At 67.8% G+C, this 19,826-nt stretch carries 22 protein-coding genes; 11 read left to right on the forward strand and 11 right to left on the reverse strand.

Annotated features, from left to right (window positions below; translation table 11 throughout):
- The first annotated feature begins 72 nt into the window (after positions 1 to 72).
- Complete coding sequence (locus tag SD37_RS04395) at positions 73 to 1,455, forward strand: APC family permease (protein WP_044853935.1); 1,383 nt, start codon at positions 73 to 75, stop codon at positions 1,453 to 1,455.
- Between the two features lie 29 nt (positions 1,456 to 1,484).
- Here the strand turns inward: SD37_RS04395 and SD37_RS04400 are convergent, their stop codons facing one another.
- Genes SD37_RS04400 through SD37_RS04410 form a run of 3 tightly spaced genes read right to left on the reverse strand, consistent with a single transcriptional unit; the run spans position 1,485 to position 3,699 of the window.
- Entirely contained in the window at positions 1,485 to 2,309 is an 825-nt protein-coding gene (locus SD37_RS04400; RefSeq protein ID WP_037317833.1) for an MBL fold metallo-hydrolase, read from the reverse strand.
- Positions 2,306 to 3,136 carry an MBL fold metallo-hydrolase gene (locus SD37_RS04405; RefSeq protein ID WP_044853936.1) on the reverse strand — a complete coding sequence of 277 codons (831 nt, stop codon included), beginning with the start codon at positions 3,134 to 3,136 and terminating at the stop codon, positions 2,306 to 2,308. Before SD37_RS04405 ends, SD37_RS04400 begins: the two co-directional genes overlap by 4 nt.
- Positions 3,136 to 3,699, reverse strand: a complete 564-nt coding sequence (locus SD37_RS04410; protein WP_044853937.1) for a TetR/AcrR family transcriptional regulator — start codon at positions 3,697 to 3,699, stop codon at positions 3,136 to 3,138. Before SD37_RS04410 ends, SD37_RS04405 begins: the two co-directional genes overlap by 1 nt.
- Before the next feature lie 117 nt (positions 3,700 to 3,816).
- On the opposite strand from SD37_RS04410, the gene SD37_RS04415 reads away from it, so the two are divergent.
- Both SD37_RS04415 and SD37_RS04420 read left to right on the forward strand, forming a co-directional pair.
- Entirely contained in the window at positions 3,817 to 4,530 is a 714-nt protein-coding gene (locus SD37_RS04415; protein ID WP_065912747.1) for a helix-turn-helix domain-containing protein, read from the forward strand.
- Positions 4,530 to 5,324 carry a hypothetical protein gene (locus SD37_RS04420; RefSeq protein ID WP_044853939.1) on the forward strand — a complete coding sequence of 265 codons (795 nt, stop codon included), beginning with the start codon at positions 4,530 to 4,532 and terminating at the stop codon, positions 5,322 to 5,324. The genes SD37_RS04415 and SD37_RS04420 overlap by 1 nt, the downstream gene beginning before the upstream one ends.
- On the opposite strand, the gene SD37_RS04425 is transcribed toward SD37_RS04420, so the two are convergent.
- The gene (locus SD37_RS04425; protein ID WP_044853940.1) at positions 5,321 to 6,829 is read right to left on the reverse strand and encodes a fatty acyl-CoA synthetase; all 1,509 of its coding nucleotides are present in this window, start codon (positions 6,827 to 6,829) and stop codon (positions 5,321 to 5,323) included. The two genes, SD37_RS04420 and SD37_RS04425, sit on opposite strands and share 4 nt — an antisense overlap.
- 112 nt (positions 6,830 to 6,941) lie before the next feature.
- Between SD37_RS04425 and SD37_RS04430 the strand changes: the two genes are divergently transcribed.
- The 4 genes from SD37_RS04430 (at position 6,942) to SD37_RS04445 (ending at position 10,219) form a co-directional block, all read left to right on the forward strand.
- Positions 6,942 to 7,847: an aldose 1-epimerase family protein gene (locus SD37_RS04430; protein WP_044853941.1), complete on the forward strand. Its 906-nt coding sequence runs from the start codon at positions 6,942 to 6,944 to the stop codon at positions 7,845 to 7,847.
- Positions 7,847 to 8,335, forward strand: a complete 489-nt coding sequence (locus tag SD37_RS04435) for a GNAT family N-acetyltransferase (protein WP_044854075.1) — start codon at positions 7,847 to 7,849, stop codon at positions 8,333 to 8,335. The genes SD37_RS04430 and SD37_RS04435 overlap by 1 nt, the downstream gene beginning before the upstream one ends.
- An 11-nt stretch (positions 8,336 to 8,346) precedes the next feature.
- Positions 8,347 to 9,576, forward strand: a complete 1,230-nt coding sequence (locus SD37_RS04440) for an amidohydrolase (RefSeq protein ID WP_044853942.1) — start codon at positions 8,347 to 8,349, stop codon at positions 9,574 to 9,576.
- 67 nt (positions 9,577 to 9,643) lie between these two features.
- Positions 9,644 to 10,219, forward strand: a complete 576-nt coding sequence (locus SD37_RS04445) for a hypothetical protein (RefSeq protein ID WP_044853943.1) — start codon at positions 9,644 to 9,646, stop codon at positions 10,217 to 10,219.
- Positions 10,220 to 10,291: 72 nt separating this feature from the next.
- Here the strand turns inward: SD37_RS04445 and SD37_RS04450 are convergent, their stop codons facing one another.
- Entirely contained in the window at positions 10,292 to 11,437 is a 1,146-nt protein-coding gene (locus tag SD37_RS04450) for an acyl-CoA dehydrogenase family protein (protein ID WP_044853944.1), read from the reverse strand.
- Positions 11,438 to 11,540: 103 nt separating this feature from the next.
- On the opposite strand from SD37_RS04450, the gene SD37_RS04455 reads away from it, so the two are divergent.
- The 4 genes from SD37_RS04455 (at position 11,541) to SD37_RS04470 (ending at position 16,089) form a co-directional block, all read left to right on the forward strand.
- Entirely contained in the window at positions 11,541 to 12,131 is a 591-nt protein-coding gene (locus SD37_RS04455; protein WP_044853945.1) for a TetR/AcrR family transcriptional regulator, read from the forward strand.
- A gap of 43 nt (positions 12,132 to 12,174) precedes the next feature.
- Positions 12,175 to 13,116: a carbohydrate kinase family protein gene (locus SD37_RS04460; RefSeq protein WP_044853946.1), complete on the forward strand. Its 942-nt coding sequence runs from the start codon at positions 12,175 to 12,177 to the stop codon at positions 13,114 to 13,116.
- A gap of 192 nt (positions 13,117 to 13,308) precedes the next feature.
- Entirely contained in the window at positions 13,309 to 14,625 is a 1,317-nt protein-coding gene (locus SD37_RS04465; protein ID WP_044853947.1) for a citrate synthase, read from the forward strand.
- A 114-nt stretch (positions 14,626 to 14,739) separates the two neighbouring features.
- A complete protein-coding gene (locus tag SD37_RS04470; RefSeq protein WP_044853948.1) occupies positions 14,740 to 16,089 on the forward strand; it encodes a cryptochrome/photolyase family protein in 1,350 nt (449 codons plus the stop codon).
- 54 nt (positions 16,090 to 16,143) lie between these two features.
- Here the strand turns inward: SD37_RS04470 and SD37_RS04475 are convergent, their stop codons facing one another.
- From SD37_RS04475 to SD37_RS04500, 6 genes are read right to left on the reverse strand one after another with little or no spacing between them, the layout of a single operon-like run.
- Positions 16,144 to 17,334: an ABC transporter permease gene (locus SD37_RS04475; protein ID WP_044853949.1), complete on the reverse strand. Its 1,191-nt coding sequence runs from the start codon at positions 17,332 to 17,334 to the stop codon at positions 16,144 to 16,146.
- Positions 17,331 to 18,257: an ABC transporter ATP-binding protein gene (locus SD37_RS04480; protein ID WP_044853950.1), complete on the reverse strand. Its 927-nt coding sequence runs from the start codon at positions 18,255 to 18,257 to the stop codon at positions 17,331 to 17,333. The genes SD37_RS04475 and SD37_RS04480 overlap by 4 nt, the downstream gene beginning before the upstream one ends.
- Entirely contained in the window at positions 18,254 to 18,484 is a 231-nt protein-coding gene (locus SD37_RS04485; protein ID WP_044853951.1) for a hypothetical protein, read from the reverse strand. Before SD37_RS04485 ends, SD37_RS04480 begins: the two co-directional genes overlap by 4 nt.
- Entirely contained in the window at positions 18,481 to 18,936 is a 456-nt protein-coding gene (locus tag SD37_RS04490) for a hypothetical protein (protein WP_044853952.1), read from the reverse strand. Before SD37_RS04490 ends, SD37_RS04485 begins: the two co-directional genes overlap by 4 nt.
- Entirely contained in the window at positions 18,933 to 19,487 is a 555-nt protein-coding gene (locus tag SD37_RS04495) for a hypothetical protein (RefSeq protein WP_044853953.1), read from the reverse strand. The genes SD37_RS04490 and SD37_RS04495 overlap by 4 nt, the downstream gene beginning before the upstream one ends.
- The gene (locus tag SD37_RS04500) at positions 19,484 to 19,753 is read right to left on the reverse strand and encodes a helix-turn-helix transcriptional regulator (protein WP_034308595.1); all 270 of its coding nucleotides are present in this window, start codon (positions 19,751 to 19,753) and stop codon (positions 19,484 to 19,486) included. Before SD37_RS04500 ends, SD37_RS04495 begins: the two co-directional genes overlap by 4 nt.
- Between the last annotated feature and the right edge of the window lie 73 nt (positions 19,754 to 19,826).

Consider the following 19,826-nt stretch of genomic DNA (forward strand, 5'->3'; position numbering starts at 1 on the left):
CGTCAACCCGTGACGAAGAACTGACCAAATCGGACTGTCGGCCACAGACGTGATACGGCACACTCTTGCCGCATGGCGGACACGACAACAGAACAGACCGGTCCGGCCGGTCAGCCGAGCCTCAAACGGGTCATGGGTTCCAAGCTCCTGCTGTTCTTCGTGGTGGGGGACATCATCGGGACGGGCGTCTACGCGCTCACCGGGCAAGTGGCCGGCCGGGTGGGCGGCGCGCTGTGGCTGCCGTTCCTGATCGCTTTCGTGGTCGCGTTCATGACCGCGTTCAGCTATCTGGAACTGGTCGGGAAGTACCCGCAGGCGGCGGGTGCGGCGCTCTACACGCACAAGGCGTTCAAGATCCGCTTCCTCACCTTCATGGTGGCGTTCGCGGTGATGTGTTCGGGGATCACGTCGGCCTCGTCCGCGGCCAAGGCCTTCGGGGACACGTACCTCAAGGAGTTCATCACCGCGCCGATGCCGCTGGTGGCGATCCTGTTCGTGATCGGGCTGGGGCTGATCAACTTCCGCGGGGTCTCCGAATCGGTGAAGACCAACGTGGTGCTGACCTGCATCGAGATCAGTGGTCTGCTGATCGTCATCGGGGTCGGCGTCTGGGCGGTGCTCAACGGCAACGGGGACGCCTCGCGGCTGGTGGAGTTCGACACCGAGAACCAGACGATGCTGGTGGCGATCACCTCGGCCACTTCGCTGGCGTTCTTCGCGATGGTGGGCTTCGAGGACTCGGTGAACATGGCCGAGGAGTGCAAGGACCCGATCCGGATCTTCCCGAAGGCGATGCTGTGGGGCATGGTCATCGCCGCGACCATCTACATCATGGTCTCCGTGACCTCGTCGCTGCTGGTGCCCGCGGACGATCTGGCGGCGGCCAAGAGCAGCGCGTTGCTGAAGGTGCTCGACGTCGGGGCGCCCGGCTTCCCGCGTGAGGTCTTCTCCGCGATCGGTCTCTTCGCGGTGATCAACTCGGCGCTGATCAACATGCTGATGGCCAGCCGCCTGCTCTACGGCATGGCGAACCAGCGGATCATCCCGAAGCAGCTGGGCACGGTGCACCCGTTCCGCCGCAGCCCGTGGGTGGCGATCGTGTTCACCAGCCTGATCGCGATCGCCCTGGTGTCCTTTGTGGACATCGGCGTGCTCGGCGGTACCACGGCGTTGCTGCTGCTGGCGGTCTTCGCCATCGTCAACGTCGCCGTCCTGGTGCTGCGCAAGGAAAAGGCGGCGCACAAGCATTTCCGTGCGCCGACCATCGTCCCGGTGCTGGCCGCGATCTTCTGTGTCTACCTGGTGACCCCGTTGTCCGGGCGGCCCGCCCGCGACTACAAGGTCGCCGCGATCCTGCTCGGCGTCGGCGTCGTGCTGTGGGGGATCAACTGGCTCATCATGCGGGCCACGCACAAGGAAGAGGACCGGCAGCCCATCGAACCGCCGGTCGGCTGATCCCGCGGGTGCTCAGCCGCGGCCTTCTCTCAACGGCTGAGCGCCTGGTATTCCACCGGGCTGTGGGCCGAGAACACGGTGACCTCGTCGGCGTGTTCCCGGCTCAGCTCCCGCAGTCGCTCGACGTTCTCCAGCCGCGGCTTTCGCAGGGTCTGCACCATGTTCTGGAACGCGGTCATCCCCGGCGGGCAGTGCGGTTTCACCGGATCCAGCTGACCGTGGAAGAAGTACGCGTCACCCGCGTGCAGCAGCCAGCCGTCGCCGGTGTCGACGGCCACGCCGGTGTGGCCCTTGGTGTGTCCCGCCAGCGGTACCAGCAGGATCTCCGGCGGCAGGCCCTTGAGTTCGCGGACGGCCTGGAAGCCGAACCACTCGTCACCGGCCTCGTCGTATTTGCTCCACAGTGGACGGTGGGCGAACTGGTTGGCGCGGAACCGGAGCTTCTCGCTCTGGTTGGACGGTGCCGTCGCCGCGTCGTGCTCCTCGGCGCGGACGTGCACGACGGCGTTCGGGAAGTCCGCGAGCCCGCCGGCGTGGTCGACGTCGAGGTGGGTGCAGATGATGTGCCGCACGTCCTCCAGCTTGTGGCCGAGCGCCTCGACATGGTGGGCCGCCGTTTCCGTCTCGACCGGCTTCGCGCCGACCATCAGCGTGAACGGCGTGCCGAGCCACGCGCCGGGATTCGCCACCCCCTTGCGGCCGAAACCGGTGTCCACCAGCACGAGTCCGTCGCCGGTCTCGATGAGCAGGCAGTGCGCCACCAGTTCCGAGCGGCGCAGCAGACCGGGCTGGCCGTCGAGCAGTTTGCCGCCCGGTGCGCGCATTGTGCCGCAGTTCAGATGGTGGACCTTCATATCCTGCTCCTCTGGCTGAGCCGCTCGAATGCGGTGGCGTCGTGCGCGGCGAAGACCGTCACCTCGTCACCGTTGTTACTGACAAGTTCGCGCAGGCGGCGCTGGTTGTCCAGTCGGGCCTCCTTCTCCGTCTGCATGTACGACTCGAAGAACCCGAGTACGAAGGGGATGTGCGGCTTTTGCTCCAGTTCGCCGCCGTGGAAGACGGCGTCCCCGGCGTTGAGCAGCCAGCCGTCGCCGGTGTCGACCGCGACCCCGGCGTGCCCGCGGGTGTGTCCGGCGAGCGGGATGATCAGGACGTCCGGGACGCCCTCGAGTTCGCGAACGGCGTCGAAGCCGAACCACGGCTCGCCGTCGGCGCGGTAGGACTTCCAGTTCGGACCGTGGCTGAACTGGACCTTCCGGTAGCGGCTCGCCTCCTTGCGATCGGCGGGCTTCTCCAGCGCCTGGAGTTCGCGGGCGTGGACGTGGACCCTGGCCTGCGGGAAGTCGACGAGCCCGCCCGCGTGATCGAGGTCGAGGTGGGTGAGCACGATGTCGCGCACGTCGGCCGGGTCGAAGCCGAGCTTGCGGATCTGGGTGGTGGCGCTGAGGTCGTCGTCGCTGACCGGATTGATCAGGCGGACGAAATCGGCACCGAGCCATTCGGCGGGACGGGACACGGTCGGCGTGCCGACGCCGGTCTCGACGAGCACGAGCCCGGTTTCGGTCTCCAGCAGGAGGCAGTGGCAGATCAGTTCCGCGCGGCGGAAAAGGCCGGGCCTGCCGTCGACGAGCTTGCCGCCGAGGGGGCGCAGGGTTCCGCAGTTGAGATGGTGGACACGCATCAGGGCAGCTCCCGTTCGAGGGTGGTACGGAGATGGGGTGCGATCGCGCGCAGCGGCGCGGTGTCGTGCAGGGTCTTGGCCAGCAGCAATCCGCCCTCGATGGTGGCGAGGACGACGGTCGCCAGGTGATCCGCCTTGCCGGTCTTCAGCGCCCCGGCGATGAGCGTGTGCCAGGAGGTGTAGCCGTCGGCGCAGGCCTGGCGGATCAGCTCGCTCTCGCCCGAGGCGTCGAGCGCGACCGTCGCGAGTGGACACCCGCGCTGGAAATCCGACTCCTCCAAGGAAGTCGCCAGCGCGTCGACGACGTTCTCCATCGCGGTGACGACATCGGGGGAGTTCGCGACGATCGTGCGCAAGCTGTCGCAGAGGCGTTCGGCGGACTGGCGGATGGCCTCGGCGGCCAGCTGTTCCTTGCCGCCGGGGAAGTGGAAGTAGAGCGAGCCCTTGGGCGCGCCGCCGGCGGCGACGAGCTGGTTGAGGCCGGTGGCGTGGTAACCCTGCTGGTGGAAGAGCTCGGCGGCGGAGTCGAGCATGCGCTGCCGGGTGTCGGTGCGGCGGACCATGCGACCGACTGTAGCCCAAACTATGACGACCGGTCTAGTAAGCAGAATTTACACAAATACCCCTATCCAAGGGGGGTTTGTGTAAACTCGACGGTGAGATCGCTCGAAGGGACTGGCATGGTGAGCTCGGCCGATCTGCTCCCGGTGGCGCAGGTCGCGCGGATTCTGGGCATTTCGCGAGAGCGCGTCCGTGAGCTGGCGCACGACGGCAGGTTGGACGCCATCCGCGTCGGCCGCGAGCTGCTGATCGACGTCCGGTCGGTCGAGCGCCGGAAGAATGTCGTGAAACCCGCCGCCGGTCGGCCGTTGTCCGCGCGGATGGCCTGGGGGCTCCTGTGGTCCCTGAGCGGTCATCGCCCGTTATGGATCTCGCCGTCGGAACGGGTTCGGCTCGCGCGCTACGCGCGGGAGCGCGAACCGGCTGATTGGCCGCGCCTGCTCTCCGGCCGTGCGCGCGGGTACCGTGCCCGGATGCTGGCGGGACCGCTCGCGCGGCTGCGGGAAGACGTGCACGCCGTCATCAGCGGTCCCGTCGCCGCCGGGCACCACGGCGCGGATCTGATGGCGGGCGGTGCGGACGAGGAGTTCTATGTGGACGCCGGTCGTTTCGACGAACTCGCGCGGTCACGCCGGATCCGGCTGGACGGCGCGGAAGCGAACGTGGTGATCCGTGTGCCGGCTCTGCCCGGTGTCCTGCGTCCGCCGGGGTCGGACGGTTATGCCATTCCGGCTGCGGTCGCCGCTGATCTGCTCGACGCCGGGGATGAGCGCTCTGTCCTTGCGGCACAACAACTTCTCACTCGTTTGGGCGAGGTGCCCAAGCTCGGCTGATGATCGATTCCGCGCCGCGGCCCAGCCTGGGAACGCTGGCCTTGCCGTCTCTGCGGGGCGAGGGCGACCGTGTCGTCTGGCCCGCGATGTTCGACCTCGCCGACCGATTGCCCCGGCCCTGGGTCATGATCGGCGGGCAAATGGTCATCCTGCACGGTCTGCTGGCGGATCGTTCGATCCCCCGCGTGACAAAGGACATCGACCTCCTCTTCGATGTTCGTTTCACGCTCGACGCGTTCCGCCGCGCACACGGGGTCCTCGGAAGTCTGGGCTACGAGGTCGATGGCGTCAGCGCGGACGGCAAGGCTCATCGCTACCACCATCCGGAAACCGGCATGGTGATCGACCTCCTCGCACCGGACAAGCTCGGCGCCCGCGCCGCTCCGAAGCTCCGCACGCCTGCGGGAAGGATTGTGTCGATCCCTGGCGGCAAGACAGCGCTGGACGACGCGAGGTCGCTCGCGGCCACTTACGGGGGAAGATCGGCGACCCTGTATTTGCCGGGGCTTGCCGCCGCATTGGTCGTCAAGGTGAAGGCCCTGATCGACGAACCGGCCAGACCTGGCACGCCCAGTCGTCATATCGCCGACATCGCGTTTCTGACATCGCTCGTCGACGACCCGGAGAGACTCTTCCCAGGGGCGTCACCGGCGACTCCTCGTTTCGGATGCCTCGTGGATTGCCTCGACGATCCACGGCATCCGGCATGGCTCGCTCTCGGGACTCCTCACGCCGAAGACGGGTTCAACGCCTGGGAGATCTTGCGCGAGACCAGCGCCGCAACGAGGCGTTAAGTACCGATCGCGGACGCCGAGCCGCCGAGCTGCTGCCGCAACTCGCGTTTGAGCAGTTTCCCCGACGCGTTCTTCGGCAACTCGTCGACGAAATGCACCGACTTCGGCACCTTGTGCGCGGCAAGGGATTCCTTGGCGAACTCGATCAGCGCCGCTTCCTCGACCGGCTCCTTCGCCACCACGACGGCGGCGATCGCCTCGATCCAGCGTTCGTGCGGCAGGCCGACGACGGCGACCTCGGCGACGGCGGGGTGCGCGTACAGCGCGTCCTCCACTTCACGCGAGGCGACGAGCACGCCGCCGGTGTTGACGACGTCCTTGATCCGGTCGACGACGAACAGGTAGCCCTCTTCGTCCTGGCGCACCAGATCGCCGGAATGGAACCAGCCGCCCGCGAACGCCTCCACCGATTCCTCGGGTTTGCCCCAGTAGCCGGTGCACAGCTGCGGGGAGCGGTAGACGACCTCGCCGAGTTCGCCCGGCGGGAGGTCGTTCATCTCGGCGTCGACCACGCGCGTCTCGACGAACAGCACTGGGCGGCCGACGGAATCCGGCCGCGCGTCGTGTTCCTCGGGCCGCAGGACCGTCGCGAGTGGACCGATCTCCGACTGGCCGAAGCAGTTGTAGAACCCGACCCCCGGCAGCCGGGCGCGCAGCTTTTCCAGCACGGGGACCGGCATGATCGACGCGCCGTAGTAGGCCTTGGTGAGGCTGCCCAGATCCGCGTCCGCGAGACCGGGATGGTTCGCGAGTCCCACCCAGACGGTCGGCGGGAAGAACAGGGAAGTGATGCCCTGGCGCGGGATCCGCGCGAAGATGTCGCCGAGATCGGGGGTTTCGACGAGGTGGTTCGTCGCACCGACGGCCAGTCCCGGCATGAGGAACACGTGCATCTGCGCCGAGTGGTACAGCGGCAGCGCGTGCAGCGGCACGTCACGGTCGTTCAGATCGAGCGCGGCGATACAGGAGGAGTACTCGTGCACCAGCGCGCGGTGGGTGAGCATCGCGCCCTTCGGCCGGGAGGTCGTCCCGGAGGTGTAGAGCAGCTGTACGAGGTCTTCGTCGGCGACACCGGATTCTTCGTGGGGGACAACGGTTTCGTCGAGTGCCCAGGCAAGGATGTCCAGTGTGGACACGTGATCGGTTTCGACGTACTCGCTCAGCGCGGGGTCGACGAACGCGACGGCGGGCTCGGACTGGGTGAGCAGGTACTTGAGTTCTTCGCCGCGTGCGTTGAAGTTCACCGGCACGTGCACGAGCCCGGCCCGCGCGCAACCGAGGTACAGCAACAGGTACGCGTCCGAGTTCTTGCCGAAGGCCGCGACCCGGTCACCGTGGACGAGCCCGCGTTCGAGCAGCTTCGCCGCGACCCGGCCGGCGGCGCGGTCGAGTTCGGCGTAGGTCCACACGCGATCGGCGAACGTGAGCGCGACGTGGGCGGGGACGCGCCGCGCGCTGCGCTCCAGGACGCGGCCGACGGTGCTGGGGTAGCCGGGAACGGTCATCGCGGCGGTCTCCTTCGTCCGGGCGTGGCATTCCCACGGTACTTTCCCGGCCGCGCTTACCGGCACTTTTCCCGGTGACACGTTCCCGGCGGCCGCCGGTAACCTCGTCCGCATGGCCAATCCCACCGGAGAGCAGTTCGAGATCACCCGCGGCAACGCGCGCGCCGTCGTCACCGAGATCGGTGCCGGGTTGCGCGCGTTCGAGGTCGGCGGGGTGCCGTACGTCGAGGCGTTCGCCGAGGACGAGAAGCCGCCGAAGGGCGCCGGGCAGGTGCTGTTGCCCTGGCCGAACCGCACCAAGGGCGGCCAGTGGGTCTACCAGGGGGAGAAGCAGCAGCTCGCGGTCACCGAGGAGGCCCGCGGCAACGCGATCCACGGCCTCACCCGGCACGAGGAGTGGGAGCTTCTCGAACACGCCGAATCGTCGATCACGCTGGCCGTCGACGTCCCGGCGCAGGAGGGCTGGCCGGTACCGCTGCGCGCGACGATCACCTACGAGATCTCGCCGCGCGAGCTGGTTGTGACGCACGAGATCCGCAACGAGGGCGAAAGCCCGATCGGCGTCGGGCTCGGCACGCACCCCTACTTCCGCATCGGCGACGTGCCCACCGACGAGCTGACCCTGACGCTGCCCGCGAGCCGCGTCCGGCCGTACCTCGGTGACGAGCAGATGCCGTACGCCGACGAGCAGGACGTCGAAGGGACCGAGTACGACTTCCGGTCCGGCAAGCTGCTCGAAGGCGTCGATCTGGACACCGCGTTCGGCGGGCTGAGCGTCGCCGAGGACGGCAACCACCACCACATCCTCGCGCACGGAGACCAGGAACTGCTGGTCTGGGCCGGACCCGACTTCCGCTGGGCGCAGGTGTTCACGCCGGACGACCTGGTCGGCCGCGGCCGCGCGGTGGCGATCGAGCCGATGACCTGTCCCGCCGACGCGCTCAACACCGGCACCGACCTGATCGACCTGGAGCCCGCCACCTCGTGGACCGGCAGCTGGGGAATCCGGGTCCGCTGATGACGTCGCCGCCGCTCCGTCTCGGGCCCGTGGACGCGGGTGAAGTGCTCACGCTGCAGCGCGCGGCCTACGTGCCCGAGGCGAGGGCGCACGAGACCCTGGACCTCCCGCCGCTGATGGAGACGTTCGAGCAGACCAAGGAGGCGCTGGGCGATCCGGCGTGTTTCGCCTGGGGCATCAGGGAATCCGGACGGCTGGTGGCGAGCGTCCGGATCGTCGTGCACGGCGTGGCCGGGCTCGTCGGCAGGCTCATCGTGGCCCCGGACAGGCAGGGGCACGGTCTCGGCAGCTCCCTGCTGCTCGCCGCCGAAGCGGCCATGCCGCCGGTGGTGACCGTGTTCCGCCTGTTCACCGGGCAGTTCAGCGCCGGTCCTCTGCGGATGTACCCGAAGCTCGGCTACGTCGAGACGCATCGGACGCCCGAGGAACACTACGAACTGGTGCACTTTGAAAAGCCCCGCGTGCGTCCGGACGGCCCAGTTCGTTAGCGTGTCAAAGTATGTCGAACAAAGCACAGGTCAAGGCCATTGTCGGTGGTTACGTCGTCCCGGTCGACGGTGAGCCGATCGACGGCGGCACGGTCCTCATCGAGAACGGGAAGATCGTCGCGGTCGGCACCGACGCCGGCGTCGACGTCCCCGACGACGCCGAACTGATCGACGCCGCGGGCAGCTGGGTGCTGCCCGGGTTCATCGACGCGCACGCCCACCTCGGCGTCCACGAGGACGGCGAAGGCTGGGCGGGCAACGACACCAACGAGATGACCGACCCCAACGGCGCGCGGTTCCGGGCCCTCGACGGAATCGACCCGTACGAGCCCGGCTTCGACGACGCGCTCGCGGGCGGGGTCACCAGCGTCGTCATCAAGCCCGGCTCGGGCAACCCCATCGGCGGGCAGACGATCGGCGTCAAGACCTGGGGCCGGACCGTGCTCGACATGATCTTCGCCGAGAACGTCAGCGTGAAGAGCGCGCTGGGCGAGAACCCGAAGCGCGTCTACGGCGAGAAGAAGCAGACGCCGTCGACCAGGCTCGGCGTCGCGTCGATCATCCGCGACGCGTTCACCGCCGCGCGCAACTACGCCGCGCAGCGCGACCACGCCGCCGGTGAGGGCAAGCCGTTCGACGTCGACCTGTCCAAGGAGACCCTGGCCAAGGTGCTCGACGGCGAGCTGTTCTGGGATCAGCACGTCCACCGCGCCGACGACATGGTCACCGCGATCCGGCTGGCCGACGAGTTCGGCTACAAGCTCGTGATCAACCACGGCACCGAAGGCCACCTGATCGCGGATCTGCTCGCCGAGCGGGACGTGCCGGTGATCCTCGGCCCGCTGTTCACCACCAAGTCCAAAGTGGAGCTGCGCAACCGCACCCTGCGCGCGCCCGGCATCCTCGCCAGGGCGGGGGTGCGGATCGCGATCACCACGGACCACCCGGTCGTGCCGATCAACTTCCTGGTGTACCAGGCGGCGCTGTCGGTGAAGGACGGCCTCGACCCGGAGACCGCGCTGAAGGCGCTGACCGTCAACCCGGCCGCGATGCTGAACCTCGACGATCAGGTCGGCTCGCTGAAGCCGGGTCTCGACGCCGACGTGGTCATCTGGTCGGGTGATCCGCTGGACGTGATGAACCGGGCCATGCGGGTGTTCGTCCGCGGACGCGAGGTCTACCACTTCGACGAGGCGACCGGGGTGGGTGTCACCGAGGAGCGCCGGTACCGCGAAAGCTGATTTCGGTCTTGTCAGGATGACCGGCCTGTGCTCTCATGTGTTACACACGGGGGAGGATGTGTAACACATGAAGCGCTGGGTTCTTGTCCTGGTCGTCGGTATCGGGTTCTTGATGGTCACCTTGCTGTTCTCGCAAGAGAATCCGAACCTGATCAAGTGTGGCGGCAGAATCATGTCACCCGGTGACGTCTGCGAGACCACCAAGAACGGTCGCAAGACCGGCGAGGACACCTACGACGAGATGAAAGCCGCCGCGACGTCTCGTGCCGAGACGTTCCGCGACCACGGGCTCTGGATGGCCGGGGTCGGGGTCGCGCTGACCGGCTTGGGCGCGACGATGGTGATCCGCGCGAAACGGCGCAAGGCGCGTGCCGGTGTGACGGCGCCGCAAGGTGGGCAGCAGCAGTGGCAAGGTCAGCCGCAGCCGGGATTCCCGGCGCAGCAAGGAAACCAGCAGCCGTACGCGCATCAGGCGGTTCAGCAGTTCCCGCCGCGGCAGCCCGCTCCGCCGGCGCAGGCCGTTCAGCAGTATCCGCAGCAGTACCCGCCGACGCAGGGCGGCTGGCCGCAGCAACCGCCCCAGCAGCCCGGTCCGCCCCAGCAGTCCGCGCCGCCGCAGCAGTTCGGCCCGACCGGGCACTGAGCGCGTCACCTGGGCGTCTGGTCTCGTGAGTGGTAATGACGGTTCTAACCGTCATTACCACTCACGAGGCAGTCAGGACTTGCGCAGTTCCCGCGCGATCACCATGCGCTGGATCTGGTTCGTGCCTTCGAAGATCTGCGGCACCTTCGCCTCCCGCATGTACCGCTCCACCGGGAAGTCCTTCGTGTAGCCCGCGCCGCCGAGGACCTGCACCGCGTCGGTGGTCACCTTCATCGCGCCGTCGGTCGCGACGAGCTTCGCGATCGACGCCTGCCGCTGGAACGGCAGCCCGCGGTCGCGGCGGCGGGCGGCGTCGAGGTACATCGCGCGCGACGTTTCGACGGTCGCTGCCATGTCGGCCAGCAAGAACTCCAGGCCCTGGAACTCGATGATCGGCCGCCCGAACTGCGTGCGGCCCTTCGCGTACTCCAGCGCCTCGTCGAGCGCGGCCTGCGCGAGCCCGACGGCGCAGGCGGCGATGCCCAGCCGTCCGGAGCTGAGCGACGACAGCGCGATCTTCAGGCCCTGGCCCTCTTCGCCGATCCGCCGGTCGACGTCGACGGCTGCGTCCTCGAACATCAGCTGCGCGGTGGTCGAGCCGGTGAGCCCCATCTTCCGCTCGGGCGGCGCGGCCGAAAGGCCCGGCGTCGACGCGTCGACGAGCAGGCACGAGATGCCCTGCCCGCCGTCGTCGCTCGTGCGCACCATGGTCGTGTAGAAATCGGCCTCGCCCGCGTGGGTGATCCACGCCTTCGTGCCGTTGACGACGTAGTGGTCGCCGTCGAGCCGCGCCCGGGTCGAGAGGGCCGCCGCGTCGGAGCCGGCGTGGGTCTCCGACAGCGCGTACGCGCCCAGCAGATCACCCTCCAGCATCCCGGGCAGCCAGCGGTCGCGCTGCGCGTCGGTGCCGTGGTGGGCCAGCGCGAAGCAGGACATCGTGTGTACGGAGAGCCCGACGCCGACCGACATCCACGCGGACGCGATCTCCTCGAGAACCTGCAGGTAGACCTCGTACGGCAGCTCGCCACCGCCCCAGCGCTCCGCGTACGGCAAGCCCAGCAGCCCGGCCTGGCCGAGCAGCCGGAACTGCTCGCGCGGGAAATGCGCGGTCTCTTCGTACTTGCCCGCGATCGGCGCCAGTTCCTCCCGCGAGATCTCCTTGGCCAGGTCGATCAGATCCTGGGCCTCGGTGCTGGGCAGCAGACGGTCCGCCGGCATGGCTCCTCCGAGCTGAGCTGTACTCAAAACAGTACTGTGGGCTGATTCAGCGTACAGTAGCAGCCGCTGGGGGTACACCTTTCGCGTAAGGGATAGTGATCCGATGACCCCGCGCCGCCAGCCCACCGCGCGTCAGAGAGCACTGCTCTCGGAGCTTGAAGAGCTCTTCCTCGCCGAGGGGTTCTCCCAGTTCACGTTGGACGACCTCGCCGCGAGGCTGCGCTGCTCGAAGTCGACGCTCTACGCGCTCGCCCCCAGCAAGGAGCAGCTCGCGGTCAAGGTCGTCGCCCACTTTTTCAAGGGTGCCGCCGAACTGCTGGAGGAGCGGATCGCCGGTATCGACGATGCCCGCAAGATCCTGGGGGAGTACCTCGCGGGCATCTCCGAATACCTGAATCGCGCCTCGGCCGCCTTCATGACCGACATCGCGGAATTCGCCCCGGCGCGGGACGCGTATCAGCTCAACAGCCGCGCCGCGGCTCAGCGGATCCGGTCGTTCATCGATCGCGGCGTCACCGACGGTGTTTTCCGTGAGGTGCACGCGCGGCTGATCGCGGAAATGGCGGGGCTGATCATCGAGGGAATCCAGACCGGCGTCGTCGGTCAGCGCGCCGGGGTGACCGACGCCGAAGCGTTCACCGCTTTGTCGGAACTCCTGCTGGGAGGCATCGCGACAAAAAATGTCCTGAGCTGACAATTCTGGTGGTATGAGTACCGCCTCGGCTAGCATCGCGCCCGTGATCGTGGTGGGTGGAGAGGCGCTGGTCGACCTCGTTCCTGGTGAACCGTTGGATTCCACTGTGGACGGTGGGCTGCGCGCGCTGCTGCCGCGGATGGGCGGTGGTCCGTACAACGTCGCGCTCGCCGCCGGGCGGCTCGGTGTTCCGACGGGCTTCTTCTCGCGGGTGTCGAACGACCGGTTCGGCGTCGCGCTGGTGGACCGGCTGCACGCCTCCGGTGTCGAGACCACCTTGGTGCAGCGGGGAAACGAGCCGACGACGCTCGCCGTGGTCGCCCTCGACGAGAAGGGGGCCGCGCGGTACACCTTCTACACCGAGGGCACCGCGGACAGGCTGGTCGGCGATCCCGGCGCGCTGCCGGAAGGTGTGACGGCGCTCTCGCTCGGCACCCTCGGCATGGTCCTGGAACCGGGTGCGAGCACGTACGAAACGGTGTTGCGCCGCGAATCCGCCCGCGGCGTCCTGACCGTCCTCGACCCGAACATCCGTGCGGCGCTGATCACCGACCCGGTGGCGTACCGGGCCCGCTTCCGGTCCTGGCTGCCGCATGTCCGGCTGCTCAAGATCTCCGACGATGACACGGAATGGCTCGCCGAGGGCGCCGATCCAGTGGACGCGGCAAAGGTCTGGACCTCTTACGGTGTCGATGCCGTGGTGCTCACCAGGGGCGCGGAGGGGTTGTCCGTCATCACACAGGCGGGCGAAATCGCGCGGGTCCCGTCACGCCGAGTCGCCGTCGTCGACACGATCGGTGCGGGCGATACCGTCCAAGGCGCCTTGCTGGCGTGGCTGTACTCGAACGAAGTACGCGACCTGTCCACAGTCGACGCCGACGGCTGGCGTTCCGCGCTCGAATTCGCGGCGAAAGCGGCGTCGATCACGGTCTCGCGGAGTGGGGCGGAACCGCCGACGGCCGCGGATATGGCATCCGCCGTGTGAACCTGGTCCCAAAGGGGCTGTTGTGAGCAACTCACCCGCTGCGCGGTGACCCCATTCTCGACTAGCGTGGAGGGGAATTCATACCCCAGCGGGGCGGTGTGCAGCGAGGCCGTGGGTCACGCGCGTGAAAGAGGGCGTACCTGTGGAACCTACAGGCGCCGCCGGCCCGTGCTGAACGTGAGAGGGACTTACATGTCCGACGCGACGACGGCTGCGGGGCAGTCCGGCGAGACCGCGACGCTGCGCCTGCCCAATGGCGAGCACGAGTTCAAGGTGATCCACCCGGTCGAGGGTGCGCCGGGGATCGAGCTGGGGAAGCTGCTGGCGACCACCGGGTACATCACCCACGACCCGGGGTTCGTGAACACCGGTGCCGCGTCGTCGGCGATCACCTACATCGACGGTGACGCCGGCATCCTGCGCTACCGCGGGTACCCCATCGAGCAGCTCGCCGAGAAGTCGACCTTCATCGAGGTCTCCTACCTGCTCATTTACGGCGAGCTGCCCACCGAGACGCAGCTGTCCGAGTTCACCGAGAAGATCCAGCGCCACACCCTGCTGCACGAGGACCTCAAGGCCTTCTTCAGCGGCTTCCCGCGTGACGCGCACCCGATGCCGGTGCTCTCCAGTGCGGTATCGGCGCTGTCGACCTTCTACCAGGACTCGCTCAACCCGTTCGACGAACCGAACGTCGAGCTGTCCACCATCCGCCTGCTGGCCAAGGTCCCGACCCTGGCCGCGTACGCGTACAAGAAGTCCGTCGGGCAGCCGCTGCTGTACCCGGACAACTCGCTCGGCCTGGTCGAGAACTTCCTGCGGATGACCTTCGGCTTCCCGGCCGAGCCCTACGAGGTCGACCCGGACGTCGCCAAGGCGCTCGACCTGCTGTTCATCCTGCACGCCGACCACGAGCAGAACTGCTCGACCTCGACCGTGCGCCTCGTCGGCTCCTCCGAGGCGAACCTGTTCGCCTCCATCTCGGCCGGCATCAACGCGCTCTTCGGCCCGCTGCACGGTGGCGCCAACAGCGCGGTCCTGGACATGCTCGAGGGCATCCAGGCCGAGGGCGGCGACGTCGCGAACTTCGTCACCCGCGTGAAGAACAAGGAAAAGGGTGTCCGCCTGATGGGCTTCGGACACCGGGTCTACAAGAACTACGACCCGCGCGCGAAGATCATCAAGAACACCGCGGACGAGATCCTCTCCAAGCTGAAGGGTGGCGACCAGCTGCTCGACATCGCGAAGAAGCTGGAAGAGACCGCCCTCTCGGACGACTACTTCATCGAGCGGAAGCTGTACCCGAACGTCGACTTCTACACCGGTCTGATCTACCGGGCGCTCGGCTTCCCGACGAAGTACTTCACCGTGCTGTTCGCGCTCGGCCGCCTGCCGGGCTGGATCGCGCACTGGCGCGAGATGATCCAGGACCCGGCCACCAAGATCGGCCGCCCGCGGCAGATCTACACCGGCTACGCGTCGCGGGACTACGCGCCCATCTCGGAGCGCTGATCCCGCCTCTCTCAAGTGTTATGAACGGGACTTTCATTGCAAATTTTGCAATGAAAGTCCCGTTCATAACATCCGGGCATGCGGGAGCAGAGGAGCGCCCGTAGGGTTTCCGGGGTGACCAGAGAAGCCCCCGTAGTGCTGTGGTTCCGCCGCGACCTCCGCCTCGGCGACCACGCCGCCCTGCTGGAGGCCTCGAAGCACAGCAAGCACGTCCTCGCGCTGTACGTTCTCGACGACGCGCTCCTCAAGCCCTCCGGCGCCCCGCGTGTCGCGTTCCTGCACGGCTGCCTCAAGGCGCTGGACGAGCAGCTCGGCGGACGGCTGATGCTCGTCAAGGGCGACCCGGTCAAGGAGGTCGTCAAGGCCGCGCGCGAGATCGGTGCCGCGGCCGTGCACGTCAGCGCGGACACCGGTCCGTACGGGCGCCGCCGTGACGCCGAAGTCGCGAAAGCGTTGGCGGAACACGACATCGCGTGGGCCGAGACCGGTTCGCCGTACGCGATCACGCCCGGCCGCATCACCAAACCGGACGGCGACCCCTATCGCGTGTTCACCCCGTTCTACCGTGCGTGGGCACGCCACGGCTGGCCGCGTCCCGCCGACACCGGGAAGTCCATAGTGGACTGGGTGGAGCCGCCGCGGTCGGTGAAACTCCCGAAGTCACCTTCGCTGAAGGGAATGGAGCTGCCGGAGCCCGGCGAGAAGGCCGCGCTGGAGCGCTGGCACGAGTTCCTGGACGACGGCCTGGAGACCTACGACGAGGATCGCGACCGGCCCGACCGCCCTGGTACGACAAGGCTTTCACCGTATCTGCGCTGGGGATGCGTGCACCCGCGCACCTTGCTCGCCGACATCGCGGGTAATGAAGGGATGGGCGCGAAATCGCTGCGCGGCGAGTTCGCCTGGCGCGAGTTCCACGCCGACGTGCTGTGGCACCGCCCCGAAACCGCGCGGAAGAACTACGATTCCCGGTTCGACGCCATCGAATACGAGAAGGACGACGAAGCCTTCCAACGGTGGTGCGAGGGGCGCACCGGATTCCCGATCGTCGACGCGGGAATGCGGCAGTTGCTCGCCGAGGGCTGGATGCACAACCGCGTCCGGATGATCGTGGCGAGCTTCCTGGTCAAGGATCTGCATCTGCCGTGGTGGCTCGGCGCCCGGCATTTCATGAAGCATCTGGTGGACGGCGATCTCGCGTCGAACCAGCTGAACTGGCAGTGGGTCGCCGGCAGCGGTACCGACGCGGCACCGTACTTCCGGATCTTCAACCCGACCACACAGGGGGAGAAGTTCGACCCCGCCGGCGATTACGTCCGCCGCTACGTCCCCGAACTCCGCTCTGTGCAAGGGAAAGCCGTGCACAAACCGCAGGACGTCGAAGGCTATCCCGCCCCCATGGTCGACCACGCCCATGAACGCCAGGTCGCCTTGGAGCGCTACGGCGCCATCAAAAGTCCGTGAAGGCCTCCTTCCCTACCCTGAGAGTAGGGAAGGAGGCCTTCACGGACTCGCCGGTCAGCCGCGAAGGGCCTCGGTCAGCTTGATCCGGCTGCCGACCCGCAGGACGCTGTTCTGGTAGATCCGCGCGCCCAGCCAGGTGAACAGGGCGATGGCACCCACGGTCAAGCCCAGCGACAGCGCGATCTCCCACACCTCCACGGTCCCGGCCGCGATCCGCGCGGGCATCAGCACCGGGGAAAGCAGCGGCACCAGGGAAAGCACCTTCGTCCCCGTCCCGTCCGGTGCCTGCGCCAGCAGGTTGAACCCGACGATGAACCCGAGGATCAGCACGATGTTGACCGGGCCGATGACCGACTGCGTGTCCTCCTGGCGGGAGACCAGCGAGCCCATCGCGCCGTAAACGGTGGCGTACAACAGGAAGCCGAGAAGGTACCAGGCCACGCCCCACAGCAGCGCGCTCGTCGCGACGCCGGACAGCGTCAGGACGTCGGTCGCCGACGCGACGATCAACCCGGCGCCGCCGATGATCACCAGCTGGGCCAGCCCGACCAGGCCGAGCCCGATCACCTTGCCCAGCAACAGATGCCACGGTCGCACGGTGGACAGCAGGATCTCCACGACCCGGCTGGCCTTCTCCTCGACCACGCCCTGTGCCACGAGCGTCCCGTAGGTCACGATGCTCATGTACAGCAGGACGGCCACGATCAGCCCGATCACCATCCGCTGGGCCCTCTCCGGGTCCGGCGGTTTGACCGAGTCGACCTCGACCTGGGTCTGCTGGACCGTGCGCATCACCTGCTCAGGCGACTTCTGGGCTTCGGAAAGTATGCCGTTCAGCACTTCCTGCTGCGAAACGCCGTTCAGCACGGTGCGGAGCTTGTTGTCCAATTCGGACTTGACGAGGACCTTCAGCTCGGTGGCGTTGCCGGACACCAGCGCGTCGAGGTCGCCGTCCTCGACCTGCGACCGGCCCTGCGCCGGGTCGGCGACCGTGACGGTCTCGATCTTCTCGCCGAGTGCCGCGCCCGCCGTCTGCAGCTGTTGCGCGATCCCGGTGGCCTGGCCGGTGAGCCCGATCTTGCTCTTGTCCTGGTTGTCGGCCAGCGTGGACTGCAGCAGCACGTAGCCCATCAGCATGACCAGCAGCACGGCGGTACCGATCACGAAGGACCTGGTGCGCAGGCGGGTGTTCAGCTCGCGTTTGGCGATGAGCCAGACAGCGCGCCAAGACGAGACGGTGTTCATGCGGAAACTCCTTGTGCCGCGGGCTTCTCGGCGACGGCGTCGCGGAACAGCTCGGTCAGCGAACGCCTGCGTTTGCTGAATTCGGTGACCGGCCCGGTGGCCAGTGCCGCGGCGAGCACGGCCTGGTCGTCGGCGTGGTCTTCGAGTTCGAGGATCGTGGTCGGGCCGTTCTGTTCGACCGCCCGGACTCCGGGGACGGCCGAAGCCCAGCCGGGTGCGGCACCGGGCGCGGTGACGACGAGACCGTTGCCCGCGCCAGCCGTCAGTTCCGCGACGGCGCCGGAGGCGACCATCCGTCCACTTCGGATGATGCCGACCCGGTCGCACAGCCGCTCGACCAGGTCCAGCTGGTGACTGGAGAACACCACCGGCACCCCGGTCGCGGCCTTCTCCCGCAGGACACCGCTCATCACGTCCACGGCCAGCGGGTCGAGGCCGGAGAACGGTTCGTCGAGCACGAGCACCTTCGGGTCGTGCACCAGCGCGGCCGCGAGCTGAACCCGCTGCTGGTTGCCGAGACTGAGTTTCTGGACCTCGTCCTTGCGGCGTTCGGTCAGCCCGAGCCTGGCGATCCAGTTCTCCGCGCTGCGATGGGCGTCGTTGGCCGACATCCCGTGCAGCTCCGCGAGATAGACCAGTTGTTCCAGCACCTTCATCTTCGGGTACAGCCCGCGTTCTTCCGGCATGTACCCGATATGCGTGCGGGTCTCGTGCGTGATCGGCGCCCCGCCGAACCGCACCTGCCCGGAATCGGCGGCCAGCACCCCCAGGACGATCCGCATCGTGGTCGTCTTGCCCGCCCCGTTGCTGCCGACGAAACCGAACAGCTCGCCGGGCTGGACCTCGAAGCTCACTTCGTCCAGCGCGACCTTCGCGCCGTACCGCTTGGAGATCCGGTCGATCTCCAGCTTCCCCTCGCTCATTTCCACTTCCCCTCTTCGAAATACCGCACCAGCGCCGTGATTCCCCGGTGGACGCCGGTAACCGTGCGGTTGCGCTGGAACAGGCCGTCCAGCTTGACGTTGTGCACCACCGAGGTGGCCCGGTAGACCAGGACCGCCCGGCTCGCGCCGGCGAGGATCCCGCCCGCCACCAGCGCGACGGCGACCACGCCGACGGACACCTTGTAACGCTTCTTGTCCCCGGTCACGCCGGAGCCACCCCCTCGAAGTCTTCGGGATCGTCGTCCGGCAGCTTCCAGGCGAGCCAGAGCGCCGGCAGCGACGTCCCGAAGACGAGCAACGCCGCCGTCATCGCGGCCAGCAGGGAACCGGCATCCGGTTGCCCGGCCGCGTAAAGGCCATAAGCGAGGTCCACCACCATCAGGACGCAGATCCCCTGGAAGGCGCTGTAATGCGCCCTGTCACGCAAGAGCAGTTCCCGTTCGTCGAGGTCGCCCGCCGCGGAACCGGGTCTGCCGACGGCCTTGCGCAGGACCGCCGCGGTGCCGACGCAGAGACACAGTCCCGGCCCCATCAGGCCGACGGCGAACCACAGTGTCGGTTCGCGGAGCAGGGCCGCCCCGGCGATCACGACGAAGTGGCCGATCACGGCGGAGACGGCGAGGCGACGGCGGTCCGACCGCGTCCTGGTGACGGTCACGCGAGGCTCCCCTCGTCGAATTCGGTGAAGTCTTCGGGGTCATCGTCGGGCAGGGTCCAGCCGAGGATGACGCTGGAGAACGTGGTCCCGGTGACCAGCAGCGCGCAGCCCATCATCGCGCCACGCGCGCCGCCGTCCTCGGTGCCGGAGATGATCAGGCCGTACACCACGGAGACGAACATCAGCCCGACCAGGATCTGGTAGCTGGCGAAGGTGACGCGGTGGCGCCATTCCCGCTCGCGCTCGTCGAGCCGGATCGAGAACCCGCCGCTCATCTTGCCGGTGAGGATCCGCAGGAGGTACTGGGCGAGACCGGCGATCGCCGCGCCGCCGAACCAGGCCACGACGAAGTAGGTTTCGGGTTGCCGATGGAACAGTGCCGCACCGGCGATCAGGATCAGGTCGCCGAGCAGCACGAACACGCTCAACGTCCGGCGGCGCCTGCGGGTGCGCCAGGTCGGCAGCCGCCGGGCGCGTTTGCGTTCCACCTCCTCCCAGCGCTCCTGCTGTCGTTCCCAGTAGGCCGCGAGGACTCCTCGCTTCCCGCTCATGTTCCCCCCTCCCGGTAGACCTGAGTGGACAGTGGTGTGAACGGTTCCCGGCTGAACACGGCCTCGACCGGGAGGTCGAACACCGCGCAGATGCGGAACGCCAGGTCCAGACTCGGGTAGTGGTCCCCTCGTTCGAGCGCGCCGATGGTCTGTGGGTTGACCTCGACGGCCGCCGCGAGGGCGGCCCTGCTCAGTCCGCGCTCCGCCCGGAGCACCGGGAGCCGGTTGTAGATCGGCAGCTCTTTGCCGCGTCTGACCGGGCTCATGGAACATACTGTTGCAAAAACCCAACGACTCGTCAAGCTGGGGAACACCGCGTCGCGTTTAGCCCGCTAAACG

It is taken from the genome of Amycolatopsis orientalis, assembly GCF_000943515.2.
Taxonomy (GTDB): Bacteria; Actinomycetota; Actinomycetes; order Mycobacteriales; family Pseudonocardiaceae; genus Amycolatopsis; species Amycolatopsis orientalis.

Coding starts and splice junctions, on each gene's coding strand:
- SD37_RS04395 (WP_044853935.1), top strand. CDS start 73: ATGGCGGACACGACAACAGAACAGACCGGTCCGGCCGGTCAGCCGAGC.
- SD37_RS04400 (WP_037317833.1), bottom strand. CDS start 2,309: ATGAAGGTCCACCATCTGAACTGCGGCACAATGCGCGCACCGGGCGGC.
- SD37_RS04405 (WP_044853936.1), bottom strand. CDS start 3,136: ATGCGTGTCCACCATCTCAACTGCGGAACCCTGCGCCCCCTCGGCGGC.
- SD37_RS04410 (WP_044853937.1), bottom strand. CDS start 3,699: ATGGTCCGCCGCACCGACACCCGGCAGCGCATGCTCGACTCCGCCGCC.
- SD37_RS04415 (WP_065912747.1), top strand. CDS start 3,817: ATGGTGAGCTCGGCCGATCTGCTCCCGGTGGCGCAGGTCGCGCGGATT.
- SD37_RS04420 (WP_044853939.1), top strand. CDS start 4,530: ATGATCGATTCCGCGCCGCGGCCCAGCCTGGGAACGCTGGCCTTGCCG.
- SD37_RS04425 (WP_044853940.1), bottom strand. CDS start 6,829: ATGACCGTTCCCGGCTACCCCAGCACCGTCGGCCGCGTCCTGGAGCGC.
- SD37_RS04430 (WP_044853941.1), top strand. CDS start 6,942: ATGGCCAATCCCACCGGAGAGCAGTTCGAGATCACCCGCGGCAACGCG.
- SD37_RS04435 (WP_044854075.1), top strand. CDS start 7,847: ATGACGTCGCCGCCGCTCCGTCTCGGGCCCGTGGACGCGGGTGAAGTG.
- SD37_RS04440 (WP_044853942.1), top strand. CDS start 8,347: ATGTCGAACAAAGCACAGGTCAAGGCCATTGTCGGTGGTTACGTCGTC.
- SD37_RS04445 (WP_044853943.1), top strand. CDS start 9,644: ATGAAGCGCTGGGTTCTTGTCCTGGTCGTCGGTATCGGGTTCTTGATG.
- SD37_RS04450 (WP_044853944.1), bottom strand. CDS start 11,437: ATGCCGGCGGACCGTCTGCTGCCCAGCACCGAGGCCCAGGATCTGATC.
- SD37_RS04455 (WP_044853945.1), top strand. CDS start 11,541: ATGACCCCGCGCCGCCAGCCCACCGCGCGTCAGAGAGCACTGCTCTCG.
- SD37_RS04465 (WP_044853947.1), top strand. CDS start 13,309: ATGTCCGACGCGACGACGGCTGCGGGGCAGTCCGGCGAGACCGCGACG.
- SD37_RS04475 (WP_044853949.1), bottom strand. CDS start 17,334: ATGAACACCGTCTCGTCTTGGCGCGCTGTCTGGCTCATCGCCAAACGC.
- SD37_RS04480 (WP_044853950.1), bottom strand. CDS start 18,257: ATGAGCGAGGGGAAGCTGGAGATCGACCGGATCTCCAAGCGGTACGGC.
- SD37_RS04495 (WP_044853953.1), bottom strand. CDS start 19,487: ATGAGCGGGAAGCGAGGAGTCCTCGCGGCCTACTGGGAACGACAGCAG.
- SD37_RS04500 (WP_034308595.1), bottom strand. CDS start 19,753: ATGAGCCCGGTCAGACGCGGCAAAGAGCTGCCGATCTACAACCGGCTC.